Below are 21,750 nucleotides of genomic sequence, written 5' to 3'. Positions count from 1 at the left end.
CTTGCCGCCTGCGCAAGGCGGCCCGCTTCTCAAACTCTACCGAAAGGCGAGCCCCTCGGGGCCCGACACGCCATGGCCCGATACGACGATATCTATGCCGAAGATTTCAAGGATACCCCCTACTGGTGGGAAGCCGCCGCCCCCGAAACCAATCTCGATCCGTTGCCTGCCCAGTCCGACGTGGTGATCGTCGGGTCCGGCTATGCCGGGCTGAACGCGGCGACCCACCTGGCGCGCGCGGGAAAATCCGTGGTTGTTCTCGACTGCGACCGCATTGGTGAAGGCTGCTCGACCCGGTCAGGTGGCATGGTTTCAAGCGGTCAGAAACTGGTTGTCGGCGGCGCCATCAGGGGCATTGACCCGGCTCTGGTCTCGCGGTTGATCGGCGAAAGCAACGAAAGTTTCGACTTCCTCAAAACCCTGATCGAGACCGAGAAGCTGGATGCAGGCCTGACCTTGAGCGGCCGGTTCTTCGGGGCTCATGCGGCCAAGGATTACGAGATTCTCAAACGTCACGGACAGCTTCTGCAGGAGAAGACCGGCGTACATGTCCACCAGATCCCGCGCGAGGCGCAACGCTCGGTGATCGGCTCGGACTATTACCACGGCGGCATCGTGATCGACGAATATGGCGGGCTGCATCCCGGCATGTATCACCGTGCCCTGCGCGAACGGGCCAAGGCGGCCGGGGTCCTGCTGCGCTCGAATGCGCGCGCAGGCATCACCAAGGACGGCCCGAATGGCACCAAGATCGTGCCGACCAGCCGCGGCGAGATCCGCACCGACGACGTGATCGTGGCGACCAACGGCTACACCCACAAGGACACCACGCCGGAACTGGCCAGCCGTGTCGTCCCGGTGAAAAGCTACCAGATTGCGACCGAGGCGCTGCCCGCGGACTTGCTGGCGGAGCTGATCCGCGATGGCCGCATGGTCTCCGACAGCCGCCGTGACCTGATCTATGCCCGGGTCTCGCCTGATGGCACGCGGCTTCTTTTCGGGTCCCGTCCCGGAGCGCTTGACATGAACGAGCGTCGTGCCGCCAAGCGCATCTACGCCCGCATGTTGGCCATCTGGCCCCAGCTCGAAGGCGTGAAGATCACCCACTCCTGGATCGGCAGTGTGGCGATGACCCGGGACAAGATCGCCCATATCGGCGAACGCGACAACGCGCATTTCACCATCGGCTGCAATGGCAACGGTGTCGCATTGATGACGTATCTGGGTCACCAGATGGCGCGGAAGATCCTGAATCAGCAGAACCAGCCCTCGGCCTTTGATCGTGAGAAGTTCACGGCTGTGCCCTTCTACTCGGGCAAGCCTTGGTTCCTCCCCGCCTTTACCGGATGGTATCGGCTGCGCGATTTCATCGACCGTCCCCGCGGCTCCTGAGCATTGCCTGACCGAAACTCACAAATCGAAAATGAACATGAGCAAACTCTCGATTCCGGTTGCCCCGTTTCAGGGCGATGACGGGCTTCCGGATGCCGTCGATGTCGTCATCATCGGGGGCGGCATCATCGGCGTGACGGCCGCGCTGGAGCTGGCCGAACGCGGTGTTTCCGTCTGCCTTTGCGAAAAGGGCGTCATCGCGGGCGAACAATCCTCGCGGAACTGGGGCTGGACCCGGCAGATGGGCCGCGATGAGCGCGAATTGCCGCTGTGCATGCATTCCGTCGACCTGTGGTCACGAATGAATGCACGCATCAACCGCGAGACCGGTTGGCGTCGCAGCGGCATTTCGTACCTCTCCTACACGAAGCGAGAGCTGAAGAACTGGATGAAATGGGCCGAAATCGGCCAGCGCCACGGTCTCGATGCGCGGATGCTGACGCGTACCGAGATCGCCGAGCGGATGCCCGGCAATACCGGGACCCTGCTGGGCGTTCTGCACACCGGGTCCGACGGGCGCGCCGAGCCCTGGATCGCCGTGCCCGCCATGGCCGAGGCCGCACGCGAACTTGGCGCGCGCATCGTCACACAATGCGCGGTGCGTAGCGTCGAGACTTCGGCGGGCCGTGTCAGCGCGGTCGTGACCGAGCGTGGCGAAATCCGCTGCCAGGCCGTCGTGCTGGCGGGCGGCATCTGGTCCCGGCTTTTTGCGGGCAACTTCGGCATCGACTTCCCTCAGCTGAAGGTCATCGGCCCGGTCGCCCGGGTCGATGGTGTGGAGGGGCTGACCGACATGCCGGTCGGTGCCGAGGATTTCGCCTTCCGAAAGCGTCTCGACGGCAGCTTCACCATCGCCGTGCGAAATCTGAACCTGGCGCCGTTGACACCCGATCACCTACGTCTGCTACGCGATTTCGCTCCGACCTACCTGCAAACCTGGCGCGAGCTCAGCCTGCGCCTCGACAACGCCTTCTTCCGGGAACTTGCGCAGAAGCGCAGATGGCAACCCACCGAGGAAACGGTCTTCGAGCACTGCCGAACCATGGATCCGCCCAGCGTTCCCGGCTTCACTCGCAAAGCGCTGAGGAACCTCTCTCGCCAGTTTCCGGCCTTTGCCAAGGCGCGGGTTCTGAACGAATGGTCCGGCGTGATGGATGCGACGCCCGATGCGATCCCGGTGATATCTCCGGTGGAGTCGAGACCGGGTTTCTTCATGGCATCAGGCTTCTCGGGGCACGGGTTCGGCATCGGACCGGGTGCCGGCGAGCTGGTCGCCGACCTGGTGACCGGCGATACGCCAAAGGTAGATCCGAGCGTGTTCAGCATCAGCCGTCTGCGCAAGAGATACAGCGCTTGAACGGTGAACATGTGTGAGAAGGTGACCTCGTGACGGGATGACCAGCGTCCCGACCTTTTCAGACAGCGGCAACGCAGCGACCGGCAAATGCCACTTGGGGAATCGCGCGTTGCCGCCCCAGCGGAGGCCGCACGCATGGCGTGGATCCTGCCACGATGAAAGGCCCGACAGGGTCATGTGCGCCGTCTAGCGACCCGCCATGGCAGCTGGAACTGCCGCACCGTGACTGTCGCAAGTGCGCGGCAGTTGCGGTGGCTTGACGTCGTGGGGACCAACCCCGCGAAGCTGCCGTTGTCCCGACATGCGCTACCGAGGCCCTTACGTCCGCCACAGTTGATGGATAAGGAAGGGGAAGCTTACCCAAGGTTGCAGGAGACGACATGGCCGCAAGCACGACCATTTCCGAAGGGCCGCGCAGGCCGCATCCGCTCGAGATCTGCGCGGCGCTCTGCGCCGGGGCGCTGCTCACGCTCATGCTGCTCAGCAATGGCATGATGGCGGCGCATACCACGCCGATCTTTGCCTCTCTCACGGCCCATGGCGTCGGTTCGGTGGTGGCGGCGCTGCTGCTGCTTGTCTTCTGGATCCGCTGGCCGGCGCGGCGGCGCGGGGCTTCGGGGCGCGCGCCGATCTGGGCCTATCTCGGCGGCATCTCCGGGGCGCTGACGGTGATCATCTCGACGGTGGTGGTAAACTCGTCCCTCGCGCTGACCGGCACCATGGCGCTGGGCCTCGCGGGGCAGGTGGTTCTGGCGCTGCTTTTCGACTGCTTCGGCGCGCTCGGGCTGGAGCGGCGGTTGCCCCGTCGCAACGATCTTCTGGCACTGGCGTCGATCATCGTGGGCACCCTGCTGATCATCTTTGCACGGGGGAACGCGGGATGATCTGGATGATCCTTCTCGGCATCTGCTCGGGCATGCTGGTGACGCTGTCGCGGCAGCTCAACGGGCGGCTGGCGCTGTCGACCTCGGCGATGCAGTCCTCCTTCTGGAATCATTTCGTCGGCTTTGCCGTGCTGGTGCCCTGTGCGCTGATCGCCGGTAGCCTTTGGCCGTCCGAGGCGGCGACGGCGCATTGGTTCGCCTGGGTCGGTGGGGCGATCGGCGTGATCTTCGTGGCCGGCGGCAGCTGGCTGATTCCGCGACTGGGAGCGGCGCTGACCGGCGGGCTGCTGGTCGCCGGACAGATGCTGTCGAGCGTGGCGCTGGATTTGCTGCGCGGCGTCGATGCGATGCTCTCGCTGCAGCTTGCGGGGGTCGTGCTGATCCTCTTCGGGGTATACCTGAGCCGCCGCGCCTGACCCCGCGCGCGGCATTTCCGACCGAAACACACGGCCTTGTAAGTTGACTGTTTTTGTAGTGATTGGTAGCGCAGATGCGACGTTGCCGCTGAGCCGGTGGCGCAGGAACAGTCAGAGGCGACAAGACCATGAGCACTCCCCGGCAGATCTGGCCCGAGGCCTTCGAGAAACGCTACGTGGAGAAGGGCTACTGGCAGGGTGAGACCTTTGGCCAGATGCTCGACCGGCTCGACGCGAACTTCGGTCCGCGCCTTGCGCTCGTCGCCGGTGAGTCCCGCTGGAGCTATTCCGAGCTGGCCCGCCGCGCCCGCATCGCCGCGGAGGGGTTTGCCGGGCTCGGGCTGGAGCCGGGAGACCGGGTGTTGGTGCAACTGCCGAACCGGGCGGAGTTCCTCGCAACCATCTTCGGGCTGTTCTACGCCGGGCTCGTTCCGGTCTACGCCCTGCCCGCGCACCGCGAGACCGAGGTGCTGCATCTCGCATCCAGATCCGGCGCCCGTGCCTATGTGGTGGCGGACCGGCACGACGGCTTCGATTACCTGCCGCTGGCGCGCAAGGTGCTGGCCGAGGTCGACGGCGTCGAGCATGTGATCGTGGCGGGTGAGGCCGCCGAATTCATCGGCTTCGACATCCTCGGCGACGAGGGGCTGACCACCCCCGTTCCGCGCAACCCGCGTGACGTCGCCTTCCTGCAGATCTCCGGCGGCTCCACCGGCCTGCCGAAGCTGATCCCCCGCACCCATGACGACTATCTCTACAGCGTCCGCGGCTCCGCCGAGATCTGCGGTCTGAGCGAGGGAAGCGTGTATCTCTGCGCGCTGCCCGCGGCGCATAACTTCCCGATGAGCTCGCCCGGATACCTCGGCGCGCTGCACGTGGGCGGCACCGTGGTTATGAGTCCCAATCCGCAGCCCGAGGTCGCCTTCCGCCTTATCGCCGAGCATGGCGTGACGATCACCGGCCTCGTGCCGCCGCTGGCGCTGCTCTGGATGCAGGCCGCGCCGCGCAGCAAGCACGACCTGTCGAGCCTGCAGGTGCTGGGCGTCGGCGGGGCGAAGTTCATTCCCGAGGCGGCGGCGAAGGTCCGCCCCGTGCTCGGCTGCACGCTGCAGCAGGTCTTCGGCATGGCCGAGGGGCTGGTGAACTACACAAGGCTCGACGATCCCGAAGAGATCATCACCCACACGCAAGGCCGCCCGATCAGCCCCGACGACGAAGTTCTGGTGCTCGACGACGAGGGCCAGCCGGTGCCGGAGGGAGAACCGGGCAACCTCTACACCCGCGGGCCCTACACGATCCGCGGCTATCACGAGGAGCCCTCGGCCAATGCCCGCAGCTTCACCCCCGACGGCTTCTACCGCACCGGCGACGTGGTGCGGCGCCTGCCCGGTGGCTATCTCGAGGTGCGCGGCCGGGCCGGAGACCACATCAACCGCGCGGGCGAGAAGATCTCGGCGGAAGAGGTCGAAGATCACCTGATCGCACACGAAGGCGTCTTCGACGCTGCTGTGGTGGCGCTGCCCGACAAGTTCCTCGGCGAGAAGACCTGCGCCTTCGTGGTGCGGTCCGAGGAAGGGGAGGTTCAGCCCAGGGATCTCAAGGCCTTTGTCCGGGGACGTGGCATCGCCGAGTTCAAGGTGCCTGACCAGATCGTCTTCGTGCCCGAATTCGAGACCACCGCCGTGGGCAAGGTCAGCCGCAAGGCGCTGCGCGCCGCGCTGAAAGAGAAATACCTGGAAAAAGGAGACGCCGCATGAGCCTCACGCAGGAGAAGATGCGCGCCGATATCGCCGAGGCGCTGGAGATCGATGCCGCAGAGATCACCGACGAGGCCAATCTCTTCGATCTCGGGCTGGATTCCATGCGGCTTATGTCGCTGGTCATGACCTGGCAGGACGAGGCCGAGGACGCGGATCTCTCGGAGATCTGGGAACACCAGACCTTTTCCGGCTGGTGGGGCGTGGTCGCCTCGCAGACCGCAGGGGTTTGACGCCATGACGGGGCGCGCGGCCTTTCCGCTGACCGAGGCGCAGGAGGGCCTGTGGTACGCACAGGCGCTCGACCGCGCGAACCCGATCTTCAACTGTGGCCAGTACATCGAGCTTCTCGGTCCGCTCGACGTGCCGCGCTTCACCCGCGCCTTCGACGCGGCGGTTGCGCAGAGCCCGGCTCTGCGCCTCCGCTTCGGTATGGAGGGCGGCGCGCCGCGGCAGTGGCTGGCCGAGGCCGGGCCGCTGCTTGAGGTGGTCGACCTCTCGGGCGCGGACGATCCCGAGCGCGAGGCTCAGGCCCGTATGCAGGCCGACAGTGGGCGCGCCGTTGATCTGGCCCAGGAACAGGCTGGGCACTTCGTGCTCTACCTGCTCGGGCCGGAGCGCGCCTTCTGGTACGAGAGGATCCACCATCTCGCCACCGACGGCTTCGGCATCGTGCTGCTGACCAACCGGGTGGGCGAGCTCTACTCGGCGGAAGAAACCGGCAAGACCCCGAGCGTCTTCCCGGCACTTGAACCGGTGCTGGAAGAGGACGCGGCCTATCGCGCATCTGACCGCCGCGCCGAGGACGCCGCATTCTGGCAGGGCGAGATGCGCGGGCTGGAAACCGTCGCCGGTCCGTCCGAGGGGCGGGCGGTGTCCTCGGTCCGCTTCGACCGCGCGCGGCTGGAGCTTTCACCGGCGTTCTGCGAGGGGCTGAAATCCCTTGCGAAAGCGGCGCGGGTGGGCTGGCCGGATGCGCTCACCGTGCTGACCGCCGCCTATTTCTCGCGAGTCTCCGGGACGGGTGAACGGGTTTTCGGCCTGCCCTTCATGGGCCGGATGGGCAGCAGGGCCGCGCGCGTGCCCTGCATGTGGATGAACGTGTTGCCCTACCGCTGTGATCCCGACGAGGATCTGCCGCTGCCGGAGCTGCTGCAGGCCGAGGCGCAGCGCCTCGGTGCCCTGCGCAAGCATGGACGCTACCGCTCGGAACAGCTGCGCCGTGACCTGCGCCGCACCGCCATAGATGCCCGCCTCTACGGCCCGCTGATCAACGTCCAGCCGTTTGACATGCCGCCGAAATTTGCCGGGCTTGAAGCGCAGCTGCACATCCTCGGGGCCGGGGCGGTGGATGATATCACCGCGACCTTCCGGGGCGATGCGATTGCCTCGCTCTCGCTGGAGATCGACAGCAATCCTGCGCTCTACAGCGCCGAGGAAGCACGCGCACATCTTGACCGGCTCGCCGTCTTCCTCACCGCCGCGCTCGGCGCGGACCGGTTGGCGGAGGTGCCCACCCTGACGCCCGCCGAGCAACGCTGGGCGGTGCAGGCCGTCAATACCACCGACCATCCGATTCCGCAGGTCACGCTCACCGACCTCATATGCGCGCAGATGCGTGCCACGCCGGACGCGCCGGCGGTGGTCTTCGGGGGCACGACCCTCAGCTACGCCGAGCTGGATCGCCGCTCGGCGGCCCTCGCGGCCGTCCTGCGCGCACGGGGCGCCGGGCCGGGCAAGGTGGTGGCGACGGCGCTGCCGCGCTCGGAGCATCTGGCGGTGGCGCTGCTTGCGATCCTGCGCGCCGGGGCGGCCTATGTGCCGCTCGACCCCGAGAACCCGCCCGCGCGCCTCGCCGCGCTGCTTGAACGCACCGGCGCGGTGGCGCTGCTGGCCGAAGGCGATCTCGATGCGGGCGGAATGGCCCCCTTCGCGCCCGAGGCATGGCCCGGAACGGGCGAAGCCCCCGATCCCGGCACCACGCCGGGTGATCTGGCCTATATCCTCTTCACCTCCGGCTCCACCGGCGAGCCCAAGGGGGTGATGATCGAGCACCGGGCCATCGTGAACCGGCTGCTGTGGATGCGCGATCACTACGGCATTGGTGCGCGGGACGTCATCCTGCAGAAAACCCCGACCACCTTCGACGTCTCGGTCTGGGAGTTGTTCCTGCCCTACCTCTGCGGCGGCACGCTGGTTTTTGCCGAGCCGGGCGCGCATCGCGATCCCTCGGCCATCGCCCGGCTGGTGCAGGAGAAAGGCATCACCACGATGCATTTCGTGCCCTCGATGCTCTCAGCCTTCCTCGAGGCACCGGCCTCCGAGGGGCTCGAGCTGACCCGCGTCTTCTGCTCGGGCGAGGCGCTGACCGCCGAGCATCGCACCCGCTTCCACGCTCGCGTGAAGGCCCAGTTGCACAACCTCTACGGTCCGACCGAGGCGGCGGTGGACGTGACCTATTGGGACGCCGCGCCCGAGGACGACAGCCTGCCGCTGCCCATCGGCTTCCCGGTGTGGAACACCCGCGTGATGGTGCTTGATGCGCGGATGCGCCCGGTGCCTCCGGGGGTGCAGGGGCAGCTCTATCTCGGCGGGGTGCAGCTGGCGCGGGGCTATCTCGGACGGCCGGACCTGACCGAGGAGCGCTTCATTCCCGATCCCTTCCGCCCGGGCGAACGGCTCTATGCCACGGGCGACGTGGCGACCCTGCGGCCCGATGGCGCAGTCGTCTACGCAGGCCGGGCCGATCATCAGGTGAAGATCCGCGGCATGCGGATCGAACCGGGGGAGATCGAGGGTGCGATCAAGGCGACGGGCCTCGTGCGCGACGCCGTGGTCATCGCCCGCGCCGATGGCGGCGCGGATCCCCGCCTCGTGGCCTATGTGCTGACCGGGCCCGACTTCGACAGTTCGCCGCTCACGGCGGAGCTGGCGACCGCGCTGCCGTCTCATATGGTGCCCTCGGCGGTGGTCGCGCTGGAGAGCTGGCCGATGACCAGCTCGGGCAAGCTCGACCGTAAGGCGCTGCCCGCGCCGGTACTGGAGATGCCGAAAGGCACGCCGCCCGTGGGCCCGGTCGAGGAACGTCTGGCAGCGCTCTACCGCGAAGTGCTGCACCTGCCTCAGACGCCGGGCCGCGAGGCGGATTTCTTCGATCTGGGTGGTGACAGCCTGACGGCGCTGACGCTCAGCTTCCGCATCGAGGTGACCTTCGGCCAGGATCCGGGACTGGGACAGATCTTCGAAACGCCGGGCCTTGCGCAGCTTGCCCGGGCGCTGGAGATGGCCGACACGGCGCGCGCGGGCCTCGCGCCGCTGCTGCCGCTGGCCGAGGGGGAGGGCGCGCCGCTCTTCATCCTGCACCCGGCGGGCGGATTGGGCTGGGGCTACCGGCGGTTGGCGCGCGCGCTGACGGCGCCGCGTCCGGTCTTTGCGGTGCAATCGCCGCTCCTGACCGGCGAGCCGCTGCCGGGCAGCCTGCGCACGCTTGCGGCGGACTATGCAGATCGGATCGAGGCGCAGGCCCCGCAGGGGATGATCCACCTCGCGGGCTGGTCCGTGGGCGGCATCCTCGCGCAGGAGATCGCGGTGGAGCTGGCCGCGCGGGGACGTGTCCCGGGGCTCGTTGCCATGCTCGACAGCTACCCCGCCGAGTGCTGGCGCGCCGAGCCGGAACTGTCGGACGCCGAGGCGCTGCGTGCGCTTCTGGCAATCGCCGGGCATGACCCGGACAGTCATCCGGAACTCGACAGCCGCGCGTCGGTGGTGGGCTTCCTCAAGCAGGGCGGCACGCCGCTCGGCAGCCTTCCCGACGCGGTGCTCGACGCGGTGGTGCAGCTTGTCACCGGCACCAACCGGTTGATCCGCAACCACGAACAGCGCCGTTTCGGTGGAACGCTTCTGCACGTCCGCGCCGCGCGCGATCACGCCGGGCGTGACCTGCACGCGGGGCTATGGGACGCGCATGCCGCGCATGTCGAGGCGATCGACCTGCCGCTGCTGCATCCCGAGATGGTTTCGCAGGTGGCCGCGGAGGGGCTGGGGCCGGCAATCTCGGAGCGCATGCTGCAGGCCGAGGCGGAGGGCGCGGGTCAGAGACGTCGCGCCTGAGCTGGGTGGCGGCCAGGGTTGTGGAGATATTCCGGTTGGCTAGGCTCGGGCCGCCAGCGCCAGCGTTCCCGGCAGCGAGGCGGGCAGCGAGGCGATATGCACCGCGCCCGGATAAACTTGAGCGGCAATCTCCAGACCGGCGGGCGCGGCCTGCAACCGCTCGATCATCCGCAGCGTGGCGGGCGGCGGCCCCTCGGGCTGCGGCCCGGCGCTGCCGGTGCGCTTCTCCTTGTCGCCCATGCCGAAGTGGAGGGGACGCGGGGCGCCTTCAGCCATGCTGCGCTGCCGGGTCAGGCGCGACACCAGCGCTTCGTCCCACCAGACCGACGGGCTGATCGAGGCGAAGCGGGCAAAGCTGTCCGGGCGTGTCAGGACGGCGAAGAGCGTGAAGAGCCCGCCGAAACTGTGGCCCCAGAGCGTGCGCCGCGCCGGGTTGACGGGCAGGCCGCGCTCGACCTCGGCGCGGATGCCGCCGGTGAGCCGCGCGAGATAGGCCTCGGCCCCGCCTGCGAGGCGCTCGGGGTGGTGCGGGTCCGGGCGCGGTGCGGCACCGGGCGCCTCGGGCGGCGAGTAGTCGAAGATGCGCTGCGCGCGGGCGAACTGCTTGTCTGTGTCATAACCGATGCCGGCGACGATCAGCCCCGGCGCAGCCTCGAGCAGCGCGGGTGTCAGGAAATCGAAGGCCGCGTTTCCGTCGAGCATGTAGAGGATCGGCCAGCCGCCTTCCGGGGCGGCTTCCTTGGGCACCGCGAGGAACAGGCGGACGGCAGGCGCCTCGGGGTCTGCCGGACCGCAGGTCTCGCGCGGCAGCACCCGGGTGCTCAGCTCATGCGAAGTGACGGGCACCGTGAGGATTTCTAGCGTCGCATCGCGTCCGCGGTGCGGCGGTAGCGGAGCCTGAGGGGCTGTTTCGCACATGACATTCGCTCTCGGGCTTATTAGTTGACAATACCACTCAAGTAATTTCCCTTGGCGCCGGCTGCAATGGCCGATCGTGCCCAAGAAAGGACTCCCATGACGCTGCGTCTCAGGCATCCGCAGATTTTCTCCGCCAGCTGGCTTCCGGTGGTTCTGTCTGTTGTCCTTGTGCTGCTGATCGCCGGGGCCGCGCCGGTCCGCGCCGAGATCCGGGTGACCGATCTGGCCGGGCGCGAGGTTGTGCTGGACCAGCCGGCGCGGAAAATCGTTCTGGGCGAGGGGCGGCACCTGGCGGTTCTGGGCATGCTGCACGACGATCCGGTCTCGCTGTTGGCGGGTTGGCGCCAGGACAAGGGGCTCGATCCGGCAACCTATGATGCCTATCTCGCCAAGTTCCCGGCGCTGGCGGAGGTCGCTCCGGTCGGGGCGGGCAACCGGCTGCTCTCGGTCGAGAGCACCATCGCGCTGATGCCGGACCTGGTGCTGCTGAGCCTGATGGATGCGCGTGATCCGCAGATGCAGATGCCGCTGCGCCAACTGGAAGCGGCGGGAATCCCGGTGGCCTTCGTCGATTTCTTCACCGCCCCGCTGGAAAACACCCTGCCGAGCCTGCGGCTGATCGGGCAGCTCACCGGGGCAGAGGACCGCGCCGAGGAATTCGCAGAGTTCTACACCGATCACCTCGAGGGGGTCATGGCGACGCTGAAGGCCGCGCAGCCGGCGCCGCCGCGCGTCTTCATCCATGTGCACGCCGCGCCGACCAATTGCTGCGCCACGGTAGGGCCGGGCGTCTTCGACGAGTTCGTCGAGGCGGCGGGCGGCTACAACATCGGACGCGACAGCGTGCCGGGCGTCATGGGCAACGTCGGGCTGGAGAACCTGTTGGCCTCGGACCCGGATGTCTATCTAGCCACCGGCGGCGCGCACATGAAGGCGCGCGGCGGGCTGGTGCTGGGGGCCGGGATAGACGCGGAGACCGCGGCGCAGAGCTTCGCCGATCTGCTGGACACGCCGGGGTTTGCCGACCTGCGCGCGGTGCAGGAGGGGCAGGCGATCGGCATCTGGCATCTGTTCAATGACTTCCCCGCGCATATCGCGCTGATCGAGGCGCTGGCCAAGCGCTTCCACCCCGATCTATTCCCGGACCTCGACCCGATGGCCACCATGGCCGAGTTCGAGGAGCGCTTTTCGCCAGTCGAGATGACCGGCAGCTATTGGCTCCCCGCCGAATGAGTGCCGTCGAGACCATCCTTGCCGAACAGTCCCGCCGCACGCAGCGGCGAGTGCTGCTGGTGGCGCTGCTGGGACTGGGCGCGGTGCTTTCGGTGCTGCTCGACCTGGTGTCGGGGCCGTCCGGCCTGCCGCTGGAACAGGTGCTGCAGGCGCTGACCGGGGCAGGGGAGGTGCCGAAGGCCGCCGAGGTGATCGTCTGGCAAGTGCGCCTGCCAGTGGCGGTCATGGCGCTGCTGGTCGGCGCGGCGCTGTCGCTTTCCGGGGCCGAGATGCAGACCGTGCTGGACAACCCGCTGGCCGAGCCCTTCACGCTGGGCATCTCGGCCTCGGCGGCGCTCGGCGCGGGGGTGGCGATCGTGCTCGGCCTCGCGATTCCGGGCATCCCGGCGCTCTGGGCCGTCTCTGCCAACGCTTTCGTTTTCGCGCTGCTGGCGCTGGGGCTGCTGCAACTGGCCTCGGCGCTGCGCGGCGGCGGTTCCGAGGTGGTTATCCTGCTCGGCATCGCGGTCAACTTCACCGCCGCGGCGCTGCTGGCGCTGGTGCAGTTCGTTGCCTCGCCGGACGCGCTGCAGCAGCTGGTGTTCTGGACCATGGGCAGCCTCGTCAACGCGCGCTGGGAGGGCATCGCCGTGCTGGCGCTGGTGCTGGCTCTCTGCCTGCCGTTCTCGCTGGCGGCGTCGTGGCGGCTGACGGCGCTGCGGCTCGGGGCGGATCAGGCACAGGGCTTCGGGCTCGACGTCGCGCACCTGCGGCGCTGGACGCTGGTGCGGGTGAGCCTGCTGGCTGCGGCCTCGGTCTCGATGGTCGGCGTCATCGGCTTCGTCGGCCTCGCCGGGCCGCATATCGCGCGCATGGCGGTGGGCGAGGATCACCGTTTCCTGCTGCCTGCGAGCCTGTTCACCGGGGCGCTGCTGATGTCGCTGGCCTCGGTCGCCTCGAAGCTGCTTGTGCCGGGCATCCTGCTGCCGGTGGGCATCGTGACCTCGCTGGTCGGCCTGCCGGTGTTCTTTGCGCTGGTGCTGCGGAGGGAGGCACGATGAGCCTCGACATTCGAAACCTGACCGTCGCGCGCGGGCCGCGCAAGGTCATCGACGAGCTGAGCCTGCCGTCCTTCGCCACGGGAGAATTCGCGGTGATTGCGGGGCCGAATGCGGCGGGCAAGTCGACGCTGCTGCGGGCCATCGCGGGCCTGCTGCCGTCGACCGGCGACGTCACGCTGGACGGGCAGGCGCTGCATGCGCTGCCGCGCGCCGAGCAGGCGAAGCAGGTGGGCTTCATGCCGCAGAGCCTCGAGAGCCGTTCGGCGCTGACCGTGCTCGACAGCCTGATGGTGGCGATGAACGCGGGTGGCGGTTTGGCCGGGCGCGCGTTGCGCGGGCCGGCCGCGGGACGTCACGCGCTGGAGGTACTGGAGCGCTTCGGGTTGGCCGATCTGGCGCTGCGCCCGATGGCGGCGCTCTCGGGCGGGCAGCGGCAGGCGGTGGGTCTGGCGCAGGCGATGATCCGCGACCCCAAGCTCCTGCTGCTCGACGAGCCGACCTCGGCGCTCGACCTGGCGCGGCAGTTCCAGCTGCTGTCTGAGGCGCGCAAGCTTGCCCGCGAGGGGCGCATCGTGATCGCCGTGCTGCACGATCTGGCGCTGGCGGCGCAATGGGCCGACCGGGTGGTGCTGCTGGAAGGCGGCGGACTGCGCGCCTCGGGCGCGCCGGCAGAGGTGCTGACGCCCCAAAGCCTGTCGCAGGTCTACGGAATCGACGCACGCGTCGAACGCTGCTCGGAAGGGCGCGTGATGGTCATGGTGGACGGGCTCTCGCAGCCCTGATTTTCAGGAGATATTCTACGATGCAACTTCTCGACAGTTCCGAGCGCTACGGCGCGGTTTCGCGGCTGCTGCACTGGGCGGTGGCAGTGCTGATCCTCTGGCAGTTCCTCGGCATGGGACTGAAGCTGATCTTCGGACGCAACGACTTCGTCGGCTTCTTCGTGGGCACCCACCAGCCGGTAGGCTTTATCATCTTCGTGCTGGTGGTGATCCGCGCGCTCTGGGCGCTGGCGAGCCGCAAGCGCCGTCCGGATCATGGCACAGGGTTGGTGGCCAAGGCGGCGGCAGCGGGTCACGGGCTGCTCTACGCACTGATGATTGCAATCCCCACGCTTGCCCTCCTGCGGGCCTGGGGCGGCACGCGCGGCTTTGCGCCCTTCGGGATCGAGATCTTCGCGCCGCGCGAGGTTGAGATTGCATGGGCCACCAGCCTTGCCGGGCTGCTGCACGGTGAGCTGGGCTGGGTCCTGGCGGTGCTGATCGCGGGCCATATCGCCATGGTGGGCGTGCACGAGAGCCTCTGGCGCGACGGCACGCTGCGCAAGATGGCCGGGCGGCGCTGAGGTCCCCCAAGAGCACCTGGCCGGAACAAGGCGCGCCGCGCCGCCGGCTCTCTGGCCCATCGGCACAATCATCCTGCAAAGAAAAAGCCCCGCCGGGCAGAGAGGCCGGCGGGGCAAGTTCGTGCCTGCCGAAGCAGGCACCGGCGGTCGTGAAACCTTTATCTTGTTCCTGAAACTCAGTTCGGGCGGTCGGCCATCTCGTCGCGGATCTGCTGACGCAGCACGTCGATCGGGACCAGCTTGCCCTCGCGCTTGAAGTGCCAGTAGGTCCAGCCGTTGCAGGAGGGCGCGCCCTCGAGCTGCGCGCCGACCTGATGGATCGAGCCCTTCACCTCGTCGCCGATCAGCGTGCCGTCGGCACGCACCTTGGCGCTCTTGCCCGAGGACGACACCAGCATCTCGCCGGGGTTCAGCATGCCGCGCTCGACCACCTGGCCGAAGGGCACGCGCGGCTCGGCGCGCTTGGCGCGGGTGACTTCCAGCGAGGAGCGGTCGAAGGGGCGGATCGAGGCGATACGCTTCTCGGCAACCTCGCGATAGGCTGCTTCGCGCTCGATGCCGATGAAGTCGCGGCCCAGCATCTTGGCGACTGCACCGGTGGTGCCGGTGCCGAAGAACGGGTCGAGCACAACGTCGCCGGGGTTGGTCGAGCCGACCAGCACGCGGTGCAGCAGCGAGGCGGGTTTCTGCGTCGGGTGCGCCTTGTCGCCGTTGGCGTCCTTGAGGCGCTCACCGCCGTTGCAGATCGGCAGAACCCAGTCGGAACGCATCTGCACGCCTTCGTTCAGCGCCTTCAGCGCCTCGTAGTTGAAGGTGTACTTGGCACCCTCGCTCTTCGAGGCCCAGATCATCGTCTCGTGGGCGTTGGTGAAGCGCTTGCCGCGGAAGTTCGGCATCGGGTTGGACTTGCGCCACACGACGTCGTTGAGGATCCAGTAGCCCTCGTCCTGCAGCGCCGCGCCGACGCGGAAGATGTTGTGATAGGAGCCGATCACCCAGAGCGCGCCGTTCGGCTTCAGCAGGCGCTTGGCGGCCTTCAGCCAGTCGCGGGTGAAGCGGTCATAGACGGCAAAACTATCGAATTGGTCCCAGTGATCGTCGACGGCATCGACGCGGGAGTTGTCGGGGCGATGCAGATCGCCCTTCAATTGGAGGTTGTAGGGCGGATCCGCGAAGATGAGATCTACCGACGCCTCCGGCAGGGCGTTCATCTGCTCGATGCAGTCGCCGGAAAGAATCGTGTTGAGTGGGAGCGCAGTTGCGCCCTTCGTTTTCGTCATTGCTGTCATTCTCTGCCTCTGCCCCGGCGCATTTTTGCGCTCTTGGATTGGGGATAAAATGAGGGAACAGCGAATCGGGGTCAATTTGTTTTTTTAAATCAGGACCTTACGTTTGCGTCTTGATACAAGATATTGTGTATGGGTGCGAAGGATCTTCTATGGTGTGGGGTCACACCGAAATCTCGGAGGCCGTCCATGTGCTTTTTGGAGCCGTACCCTGCGTTAGTTTCCCAGCCGTAATGGGGGTACTGTTGCGCCAAGTCCCGCATCAGGTTGTCACGCCATATCTTCGCGACGATCGAAGCGGCCGAGATACTCACAGACTTACCATCCCCCTTAACCACAGGTGTAGCGGGGCAGGGCAGATCGGTCGGCAGGCGGTTGCCGTCGATCAGCAGGTGCGTGGGCTGCACGGGCAGCGCGGCGACGGCCCGGCGCATGGCAAGATAGGTGGCCTGCAGGATGTTGATCTCGTCGATCTCCTCGACCGAGGTCACGCCGAGCCCGACCTGCGCCTGCGCGCGGATGATCGGCTCCAGCGCCTCGCGGCGCTTGAGGGTGAGCTTCTTGGAATCGTTGAGCCCCATCGGGATCTGCGCCGGATCGAGGATTACGGCGGCAGCGACCACCGGCCCTGCGAGGGGGCCGCGGCCGACTTCGTCCACCCCGGCGACCAGCGCGCCTTCGGCCCAGAAGGGCGACTCGAGAGATGTATCAGGTCCAGTCATGCCGCCGTTTTGCGCCCTCGGGCGCAGCAGGGCAAGATCAGCGTGCCTTGGGGTGCGTCGCCTCGTAGACCTTCATCAGGTGCACGCTGTCGACCGAGGTATAGGCCTGGGTGGTCGAGAGCGAGGCGTGGCCAAGCAGCTCCTGGATGGCGCGCAGATCGCCGCCTGCCGACAGCAGGTGCGTTGCGAAGCTGTGGCGCATGGCGTGCGGCGTGGCGCTGGCGGGCAGGCCGAGCTGCATGCGCGCCTTCTCGGTCACCGACTGGATCAGCCGGGCGTTCAGCTTGCCGCCCCGTGCCCCGCGGAACAGCGGCGACGTAGGGGTGATCTCGAAGGGGCAGAGCTTCAGGTAGGTCTCCACCGCGCGGCGGCTGACCGGGATCACCGGCACGATCCGCTCCTTGCCGCCCTTGCCGAGGATCCGCAGTGACTCGCCGAAGGGCCAGTCGGCCCCGGTCAGTCCCAGTGCCTCGGAGATGCGCAGCCCGCAGCCGTAGAGCAGGGTGACGACCGCCGCGTCGCGCGCGCCGATCCAGCCCTCGCGAGACTGCATCTCGACGGTGTCGATCATCGCGCGGGCGGCGTCTTCGGTCAGCGGGCGCGGCAGTTTTTTCTGGAACTTCGGCGCTCGGGCCGAGAGCACTGCGGTGGGCTCGAAGCCCTCGCGCTCGGAGAGCCAGCGGTAGAAGCTCTTTACCGCCGAGAGCTTCCTCGCCATCGACCGCGGCGCGGCCCCGCCCGCGTGCAGATGCGCCATGAAGGCGCGCATGTCGGGGGTGGTGACGCGGGCGAGCGGCTTCAGCCCCTGCGGCTCGGCGTGGTGCATCGTCTGGAAGGCGATGAACTCGGCCACGTCGGCGCGGTAGGCGGTGATGGTGTTCTCGGAGGCGTTCTTCAGCGCACGGGCGTGGTCGAGCCATCCCTGAAGCGCGTCGCGCGCGGCGGGTGTGAGCGCGAGGCTCACGAGAGCCAGCGCCGCATGGTGCGCTCGAACACCCCGCCGAAGAAGGCGAGAAGATCGGTGCCCTGCTGCGGCGTGAACATCTGCGGATCCTCGGACCCCATGACCAGCAGCCCCGGCAGGCGACGCGGGCCGAAGTCGAGCTTGAGGCAGGCCTCGGAGCGGATCAGGTCGGCGCGCGGGCCGAAGATGCGGCGGTCGCCGGCACCGAGCTGGCGCAGGGTGACCTGCCGCAGTGGCGCGTCGGCGCGATCGGTGAGATAGCTCGAGACGAAGCCCGGCTCGGCCAGCGACAGCACGTCGCCGAGCTTGCTGACAGCGCGGGTGTCGTCGGGGTGGCCGGTTTCCAGCACCAGCCGGATGATGTCGACCCGCAGGATTGCCGCGACCTCGCCGTTGAGATCGCGCAGGAAGGGCTCGAAGGCCACCGGGTCCAGCATCCGCAGGATGGCGCGGTGGATCTGGTTGGTGCCGGCGAGGTTCTCATAGGCGGCAGCGATGACGCTGCGGTGGGTGTCCTCAAGCCGGTCGAGCCGCGACTCGAGGCGCTCCATGGCGAGGCCGCGCAGGTCCACGATGTTGGAGCCCATGGCGCGTTCATTGGACGCGATGAGCGCCTGCATCAGGTCGCGGTCATCAAGAATCATGTCGGGGCGAGACAGCAGCTGCTCGCGCAGCGTCTCGTCGATACGGGGACTGCTCATGCCTGTTCCGGTCTGTCCGTGCCTGTTCCGGGTGATCCGTGTTTTGCGGGGAGACTAGCAGGTCCGGCAGGCGAATGCGCCCCCTTTTCTCTGGCCGGCGGCGTGTTTCCGCAGGTTGTGATGAACCGGCCTCTCGGCGAAGGGAAGGCTTTGGCGGCGCGGGGTTTTCTGGCAGACTGTTCGGGGCACAGGAGGAGGATCCCATGCCCACCATCACCCATCCCAGCTCCGCCCAGACGGTCATCACTACCTTCGAGACCAGCCCGGGCACCTGCCAGGACCTGCTCGAAGCGCTGGAGGAGGCCTATGATGATTTCATCTCGAAGCAGCCGGGGTTCGTCGGGGCGGGCCTGCACGTGAACGACGCGCAGACCCGGATTGCCAATTACTCGCAATGGGCGCGGCGCGAGGATTTCCAGGCCATGCTGCGCAGCGACGAGATGCGCGCCTGGAACCGTCGCTTCAGCGACCTGTGCCGCAGCTTCGAGCCGGTGATGTACGAGGTGGCGGCCGTCTATTGAGGTCGCCACCTCGCGGCAGCGGGTTCGCTCAGGCGGCCATGGTGCGGGCGGTGCCGCGGCGTTCGGTGACCTGTAGCCGGTAGCCTTCGCCGCGCACCGTCTCGATCGAGAGCGCGGCTTCGACCGGGGCGAGATGGGCGCGCAAGTTGCACATGTAGACATCGAAAACCCTCGGCGCGGGCTCGTTCTCGAAGCCGTAGACGTGGCTCATCAGCGTCTCGCGCGTGGCCAGTCGACCGGGGCGCAGGGCGAGAAATTCGAGGATCTCGTAGAGCTTCGGCGAGAGCGACAGGGTCGTGACACCGAAGTGAACGCGGCGCTTTTCAAGATCGAAGCGCAGCGGGCCGCAGTCGCTGACCGGGAGGGAGACGCCGTGCGCGCGCCGGGCGACGGCGCCGAGCCGGGCGATGATCTCTTCGGTGGTGGCCTCGGAGCTGAGCACCGTGTCGGCCCCGGCCATCAGCCAGGCCGCGATCTGCGCGCCATCGGCCTCGCGCGCGATGAGCCCGATGGGAACGTCGGGGTTGAGCTCGCGCAGGCGCGTCAGCGTGGTCATGCTGCGCAGCACGGCGGCGTCGACCACCAGTAGATCATGCGCGCCGATCCGGTGGAATTCTTCGATGTCCTCGGCGGCCTCGCAGCGGGTCAGCAAGGTGCCGGTCTGCGACAGGGCGTGGCCGAGGCTCATCATCTTCCAGGTGGTTTCAGCAATCAGGTAGCGCATGGGCGTGCTCCTCCTAAGCACCGCGGGCGCGGGGCCGGCGGCTAATCCGTTCTGTTGGGGGCGAAGTTGACCGTTCTTGCAGGTCTGCCGGGGGGAGCCGGGCCATTCCCCGCCGGGTCAGGCATGGGGGAGGGCGGCGCTTTCTGCGGCCCGTTTCGAAGCTATCGCCGAATTGTGCCCGAAATGTGTTGGCATCTAGGGCTGCGGAGGATGATTTGTATCAAGGCGCTATACCTTCGAAGTGCCGATGATGCCTTCAGGTCAGGAAAGGAGGCCTCGCATGTACAAGAACATTCTCGTGCCCATCGCCTTTGACAGTGATTCCAAGGCGCAGAAGTCGATCGAGGTCGCGCAGGCGCTTGCCGAGCCGGATGCCAAGATCACCCTGCTGCATGTCATGGAGCATATCCCCGGCTATGCGATCACCTACATGCCGCCCGAGTACCTCGCGCAGTCGCGCGCCGCTCTGGAGAAGGAACTGGGGGAAATGGCGGCGAAGCTGCCCGGTGGCAAGGGCATGGTGATCGAGGGCCATTCCGGCCGGTCGATCCTCGAATACGGCGAGGAGAACGGCTGTGATCTGATCATCATCGCATCGCACCAGCCGGCGATGAGCGATTATCTCCTGGGCTCGACCGCCGCGGTGGTGGTGCGTCATGCGCATTGCGCAGTCCACGTGCTGCGCTGAAACCAAGCTGACCCCAAGATCGGGGCTGGAGTCGTTCCGGGAAGGCGCGGGAGGCGTCGGGGGGATCGCGTGGCGCACCTTAGGGTGCCCTTGGCGCGCTGCCGCGATTGGCGCGCGCCGCTAGGAGATGCGGCGCAGGTCGCCCGAGTTGAGCGCGGCCTGCGACCAGTCGTTCGTCCCGTAGTAGTCGCGGTACCAGTCGACGAAGGACCGGACACCGTCGACCAGTGCCGTGCCGGGGCGATAGCCGGTCAGATCGTGCAGGAGCGAGGCATCGGCCCATGTCGCGGGCACGTCGCCCGGCTGCATGCACATCGGATTGCGCTGCGCCTTCAGCCCGGTGGCGCTCTCGATCGCGGCGATGAAGTCGCTGAGCGGCACCGCCTGCGAGTTGCCGATGTTGATCACGCGCCAGGGCGCAACCGGCGAGAGCGAGTCTCCGGGCGGCACGACGCCGTCCTCTGGCCGCGCGGGCACCACGTCGATCAGCAGCCGGATGCCCTGCACGAGGTCTGTCACATAGGTGAAGTCGCGCATCATGCGGCCGCGGTTGTAGACGTCGATCGGTTCTCCGGCGAGGATCGCTTTGGTGAACTTGAACAGCGCCATGTCCGGACGGCCCCAGGGTCCGTAGACGGTAAAGAAGCGGAACATGGTGACCGGCAGGTCGTAGAGGTGCGCGTAGCTGTGCGCCATGCACTCCGTGGCCTTCTTGGTCGCCGCATAGAATGACATCTGGTGGTCGGTGCGCTCGGTCTCGGCGTAGGGCATGCTGGTGTTCGCGCCGTAGACGGACGACGTGGAGGCCAGCAGCATGTGGGCAGGGGGCACCGCCCGTGCCGCCTCGAGCAGCTCGAAAGTGCCCATCATGTTGCTTTCCAGATAGCTGCGGGGGTCTTTGAGCGAGTGGCGCACGCCAGCCTGCGCCGCGAGGTGCACCACGACATCGGGGCGTTCTCGGGCAAACAGTTCCTGCAGGAACCCTCGGGTCTCGATCGAGGTGTTGAAAACGCAAAAGCCCTGAGATTTCAGCAACATGTCCTGCCGCTGACGTTTCAGGGCTACATCATAATATTCGGAGAGGTTGTCGACCCCGACGACACGAAACCCGTCGTCTAGCAGTCTTTGACACAGGTGAAAGCCGATGAAGCCAGAAGAGCCAGTGACCAAAGCGGTGCGCATCAAAGAACTCCTACAAAAAAAATAAGTTCAAAAATCAATATCTAATGTCTTGTGTGCTGCACGTCGTCAAAGCAAGCGCTTTCTGCCGTCAGGCGGGCGTTGCTCGGAGGTCCGCCGGTCGGGGCACATTCGCGTGGCGACTTGCCTCACGGGTGCGCGTTGCTCGTCCCGGCCGCCATGACAATGGGCACGTTAATCCATGAAGGGTGCACGACTTCGGCGATTCGAACGAGGCGTCATGTGCGCGGAGTCGTGAATTGACCAAGGATAGCTTCAGGAGGAGGGTGTTTCCTGCGTAGGCGTCCGGGTGTGTTGCCGGAATGGAAACAGTGGTTTGCCTGAAATTTGTTCACAAATTGGCTGACGGTCGCGCCGCCGCAACCTGTTCCGAGGGTGTGGGATGTTGTGTATGCGCTTGTAAAAGAGCGATTTTTTATGAGTTTCGGAGGGGGTAGTTTTATTGCCCTCTAGAAGGCGCCCAAAAGTACCTGTGAAGTGTAGGTTAATGCA

At 67.1% G+C, this 21,750-nt stretch carries 20 protein-coding genes; 13 read left to right on the top strand and 7 right to left on the bottom strand.

Annotation, left to right across the window (positions count from 1 at the left end; genetic code table 11):
- Nucleotides 1–72 precede the first annotated feature (72 nt).
- From BM397_RS08425 to BM397_RS08395, 7 genes are all read left to right on the top strand, one after another.
- Entirely contained in the window at nt 73–1,392 is a 1,320-nt protein-coding gene (locus BM397_RS08425) for an NAD(P)/FAD-dependent oxidoreductase (RefSeq protein WP_092422881.1), read from the top strand.
- Nucleotides 1,283–2,749 (top strand): NAD(P)/FAD-dependent oxidoreductase, encoded by a 1,467-nt coding sequence (locus BM397_RS08420; protein WP_245696035.1) that lies wholly within the window; start codon nt 1,283–1,285, stop codon nt 2,747–2,749. The genes BM397_RS08425 and BM397_RS08420 overlap by 110 nt, the downstream gene beginning before the upstream one ends.
- 380 nt (nt 2,750–3,129) lie before the next feature.
- On the top strand, nt 3,130–3,633 hold the full coding sequence (locus BM397_RS08415) for a DMT family transporter (protein WP_092422879.1): 504 nt from the start codon (nt 3,130–3,132) through the stop codon (nt 3,631–3,633).
- Nucleotides 3,630–4,049, top strand: a complete 420-nt coding sequence (locus BM397_RS08410; RefSeq protein ID WP_092422877.1) for a DMT family transporter — start codon at nt 3,630–3,632, stop codon at nt 4,047–4,049. The genes BM397_RS08415 and BM397_RS08410 overlap by 4 nt, the downstream gene beginning before the upstream one ends.
- Before the next feature lie 128 nt (nt 4,050–4,177).
- Nucleotides 4,178–5,806 carry a (2,3-dihydroxybenzoyl)adenylate synthase gene (locus tag BM397_RS08405; protein ID WP_092422875.1) on the top strand — a complete coding sequence of 543 codons (1,629 nt, stop codon included), beginning with the start codon at nt 4,178–4,180 and terminating at the stop codon, nt 5,804–5,806.
- On the top strand, nt 5,803–6,039 hold the full coding sequence (locus BM397_RS08400) for a phosphopantetheine-binding protein (protein WP_092422873.1): 237 nt from the start codon (nt 5,803–5,805) through the stop codon (nt 6,037–6,039). The genes BM397_RS08405 and BM397_RS08400 overlap by 4 nt, the downstream gene beginning before the upstream one ends.
- Nucleotides 6,040–6,043: 4 nt before the next feature.
- Entirely contained in the window at nt 6,044–9,916 is a 3,873-nt protein-coding gene (locus BM397_RS08395; protein WP_092422871.1) for a non-ribosomal peptide synthetase, read from the top strand.
- Between the two features lie 39 nt (nt 9,917–9,955).
- On the opposite strand, the gene BM397_RS08390 is transcribed toward BM397_RS08395, so the two are convergent.
- On the bottom strand, nt 9,956–10,762 hold the full coding sequence (locus BM397_RS08390) for an alpha/beta hydrolase (RefSeq protein WP_245696021.1): 807 nt from the start codon (nt 10,760–10,762) through the stop codon (nt 9,956–9,958).
- Between the two features lie 168 nt (nt 10,763–10,930).
- On the opposite strand from BM397_RS08390, the gene BM397_RS08385 reads away from it, so the two are divergent.
- The 4 genes from BM397_RS08385 to BM397_RS08370 are packed head-to-tail and all read left to right on the top strand — an operon-like array spanning nt 10,931 to nt 14,452.
- Complete coding sequence (locus BM397_RS08385) at nt 10,931–12,067, top strand: ABC transporter substrate-binding protein (protein WP_092422867.1); 1,137 nt, start codon at nt 10,931–10,933, stop codon at nt 12,065–12,067.
- Entirely contained in the window at nt 12,064–13,107 is a 1,044-nt protein-coding gene (locus BM397_RS08380; RefSeq protein ID WP_092422865.1) for a FecCD family ABC transporter permease, read from the top strand. The genes BM397_RS08385 and BM397_RS08380 overlap by 4 nt, the downstream gene beginning before the upstream one ends.
- The gene (locus BM397_RS08375) at nt 13,104–13,889 is read left to right on the top strand and encodes an ABC transporter ATP-binding protein (RefSeq protein ID WP_092422863.1); all 786 of its coding nucleotides are present in this window, start codon (nt 13,104–13,106) and stop codon (nt 13,887–13,889) included. The genes BM397_RS08380 and BM397_RS08375 overlap by 4 nt, the downstream gene beginning before the upstream one ends.
- Before the next feature lie 20 nt (nt 13,890–13,909).
- A complete protein-coding gene (locus BM397_RS08370; protein WP_092422861.1) occupies nt 13,910–14,452 on the top strand; it encodes a cytochrome b in 543 nt (180 codons plus the stop codon).
- Between the two features lie 176 nt (nt 14,453–14,628).
- Here BM397_RS08370 and BM397_RS08365 read toward each other — a convergent pair whose 3' ends face one another.
- The 4 genes from BM397_RS08365 to BM397_RS08350 all read right to left on the bottom strand — a co-directional run bounded on the left by BM397_RS08365 (nt 14,629) and on the right by BM397_RS08350 (nt 18,125).
- Nucleotides 14,629–15,741 carry a site-specific DNA-methyltransferase gene (locus tag BM397_RS08365; protein ID WP_092422859.1) on the bottom strand — a complete coding sequence of 371 codons (1,113 nt, stop codon included), beginning with the start codon at nt 15,739–15,741 and terminating at the stop codon, nt 14,629–14,631.
- Between the two features lie 89 nt (nt 15,742–15,830).
- Nucleotides 15,831–16,460: a ribonuclease HII gene (gene rnhB, locus BM397_RS08360; protein ID WP_092422857.1), complete on the bottom strand. Its 630-nt coding sequence runs from the start codon at nt 16,458–16,460 to the stop codon at nt 15,831–15,833.
- Between the two features lie 37 nt (nt 16,461–16,497).
- On the bottom strand, nt 16,498–17,424 hold the full coding sequence (locus BM397_RS08355) for a tyrosine recombinase XerC (protein ID WP_092422855.1): 927 nt from the start codon (nt 17,422–17,424) through the stop codon (nt 16,498–16,500).
- Nucleotides 17,421–18,125 (bottom strand): DUF484 family protein, encoded by a 705-nt coding sequence (locus tag BM397_RS08350; protein ID WP_092422853.1) that lies wholly within the window; start codon nt 18,123–18,125, stop codon nt 17,421–17,423. Before BM397_RS08350 ends, BM397_RS08355 begins: the two co-directional genes overlap by 4 nt.
- Nucleotides 18,126–18,328: 203 nt before the next feature.
- On the opposite strand from BM397_RS08350, the gene BM397_RS08345 reads away from it, so the two are divergent.
- On the top strand, nt 18,329–18,646 hold the full coding sequence (locus tag BM397_RS08345) for an antibiotic biosynthesis monooxygenase family protein (protein WP_092422851.1): 318 nt from the start codon (nt 18,329–18,331) through the stop codon (nt 18,644–18,646).
- A gap of 28 nt (nt 18,647–18,674) precedes the next feature.
- Here BM397_RS08345 and BM397_RS08340 read toward each other — a convergent pair whose 3' ends face one another.
- On the bottom strand, nt 18,675–19,370 hold the full coding sequence (locus BM397_RS08340) for a winged helix-turn-helix transcriptional regulator (RefSeq protein ID WP_092422849.1): 696 nt from the start codon (nt 19,368–19,370) through the stop codon (nt 18,675–18,677).
- A 280-nt stretch (nt 19,371–19,650) separates the two neighbouring features.
- Between BM397_RS08340 and BM397_RS08335 the strand changes: the two genes are divergently transcribed.
- Nucleotides 19,651–20,058: a universal stress protein gene (locus BM397_RS08335; protein WP_092422847.1), complete on the top strand. Its 408-nt coding sequence runs from the start codon at nt 19,651–19,653 to the stop codon at nt 20,056–20,058.
- 120 nt (nt 20,059–20,178) lie between these two features.
- Here BM397_RS08335 and BM397_RS08330 read toward each other — a convergent pair whose 3' ends face one another.
- A complete protein-coding gene (locus tag BM397_RS08330) occupies nt 20,179–21,240 on the bottom strand; it encodes an SDR family NAD(P)-dependent oxidoreductase (protein WP_092422845.1) in 1,062 nt (353 codons plus the stop codon).
- Nucleotides 21,241–21,750: the final 510 nt, after the last annotated feature.

Source organism: Alloyangia pacifica, assembly GCF_900116195.1.
Lineage (GTDB): Bacteria > Pseudomonadota > Alphaproteobacteria > Rhodobacterales > Rhodobacteraceae > Salipiger > Salipiger pacificus.
Note: the sequence above shows the minus strand (reverse complement) of the source record. Positions and strands in the feature narration are given on the sequence as shown.

Coding starts and splice junctions, on each gene's coding strand:
- BM397_RS08395 (WP_092422871.1), top strand. CDS start 6,044: ATGACGGGGCGCGCGGCCTTTCCGCTGACCGAGGCGCAGGAGGGCCTG.
- BM397_RS08340 (WP_092422849.1), bottom strand. CDS start 19,370: ATGCGCTACCTGATTGCTGAAACCACCTGGAAGATGATGAGCCTCGGC.
- BM397_RS08370 (WP_092422861.1), top strand. CDS start 13,910: ATGCAACTTCTCGACAGTTCCGAGCGCTACGGCGCGGTTTCGCGGCTG.
- BM397_RS08405 (WP_092422875.1), top strand. CDS start 4,178: ATGAGCACTCCCCGGCAGATCTGGCCCGAGGCCTTCGAGAAACGCTAC.
- BM397_RS08365 (WP_092422859.1), bottom strand. CDS start 15,741: ATGACAGCAATGACGAAAACGAAGGGCGCAACTGCGCTCCCACTCAAC.
- BM397_RS08415 (WP_092422879.1), top strand. CDS start 3,130: ATGGCCGCAAGCACGACCATTTCCGAAGGGCCGCGCAGGCCGCATCCG.
- BM397_RS08425 (WP_092422881.1), top strand. CDS start 73: ATGGCCCGATACGACGATATCTATGCCGAAGATTTCAAGGATACCCCC.
- BM397_RS08380 (WP_092422865.1), top strand. CDS start 12,064: ATGAGTGCCGTCGAGACCATCCTTGCCGAACAGTCCCGCCGCACGCAG.
- BM397_RS08375 (WP_092422863.1), top strand. CDS start 13,104: ATGAGCCTCGACATTCGAAACCTGACCGTCGCGCGCGGGCCGCGCAAG.
- rnhB (WP_092422857.1), bottom strand. CDS start 16,460: ATGACTGGACCTGATACATCTCTCGAGTCGCCCTTCTGGGCCGAAGGC.
- BM397_RS08385 (WP_092422867.1), top strand. CDS start 10,931: ATGACGCTGCGTCTCAGGCATCCGCAGATTTTCTCCGCCAGCTGGCTT.
- BM397_RS08335 (WP_092422847.1), top strand. CDS start 19,651: ATGTACAAGAACATTCTCGTGCCCATCGCCTTTGACAGTGATTCCAAG.
- BM397_RS08330 (WP_092422845.1), bottom strand. CDS start 21,240: ATGCGCACCGCTTTGGTCACTGGCTCTTCTGGCTTCATCGGCTTTCAC.
- BM397_RS08410 (WP_092422877.1), top strand. CDS start 3,630: ATGATCTGGATGATCCTTCTCGGCATCTGCTCGGGCATGCTGGTGACG.
- BM397_RS08350 (WP_092422853.1), bottom strand. CDS start 18,125: ATGAGCAGTCCCCGTATCGACGAGACGCTGCGCGAGCAGCTGCTGTCT.
- BM397_RS08345 (WP_092422851.1), top strand. CDS start 18,329: ATGCCCACCATCACCCATCCCAGCTCCGCCCAGACGGTCATCACTACC.
- BM397_RS08400 (WP_092422873.1), top strand. CDS start 5,803: ATGAGCCTCACGCAGGAGAAGATGCGCGCCGATATCGCCGAGGCGCTG.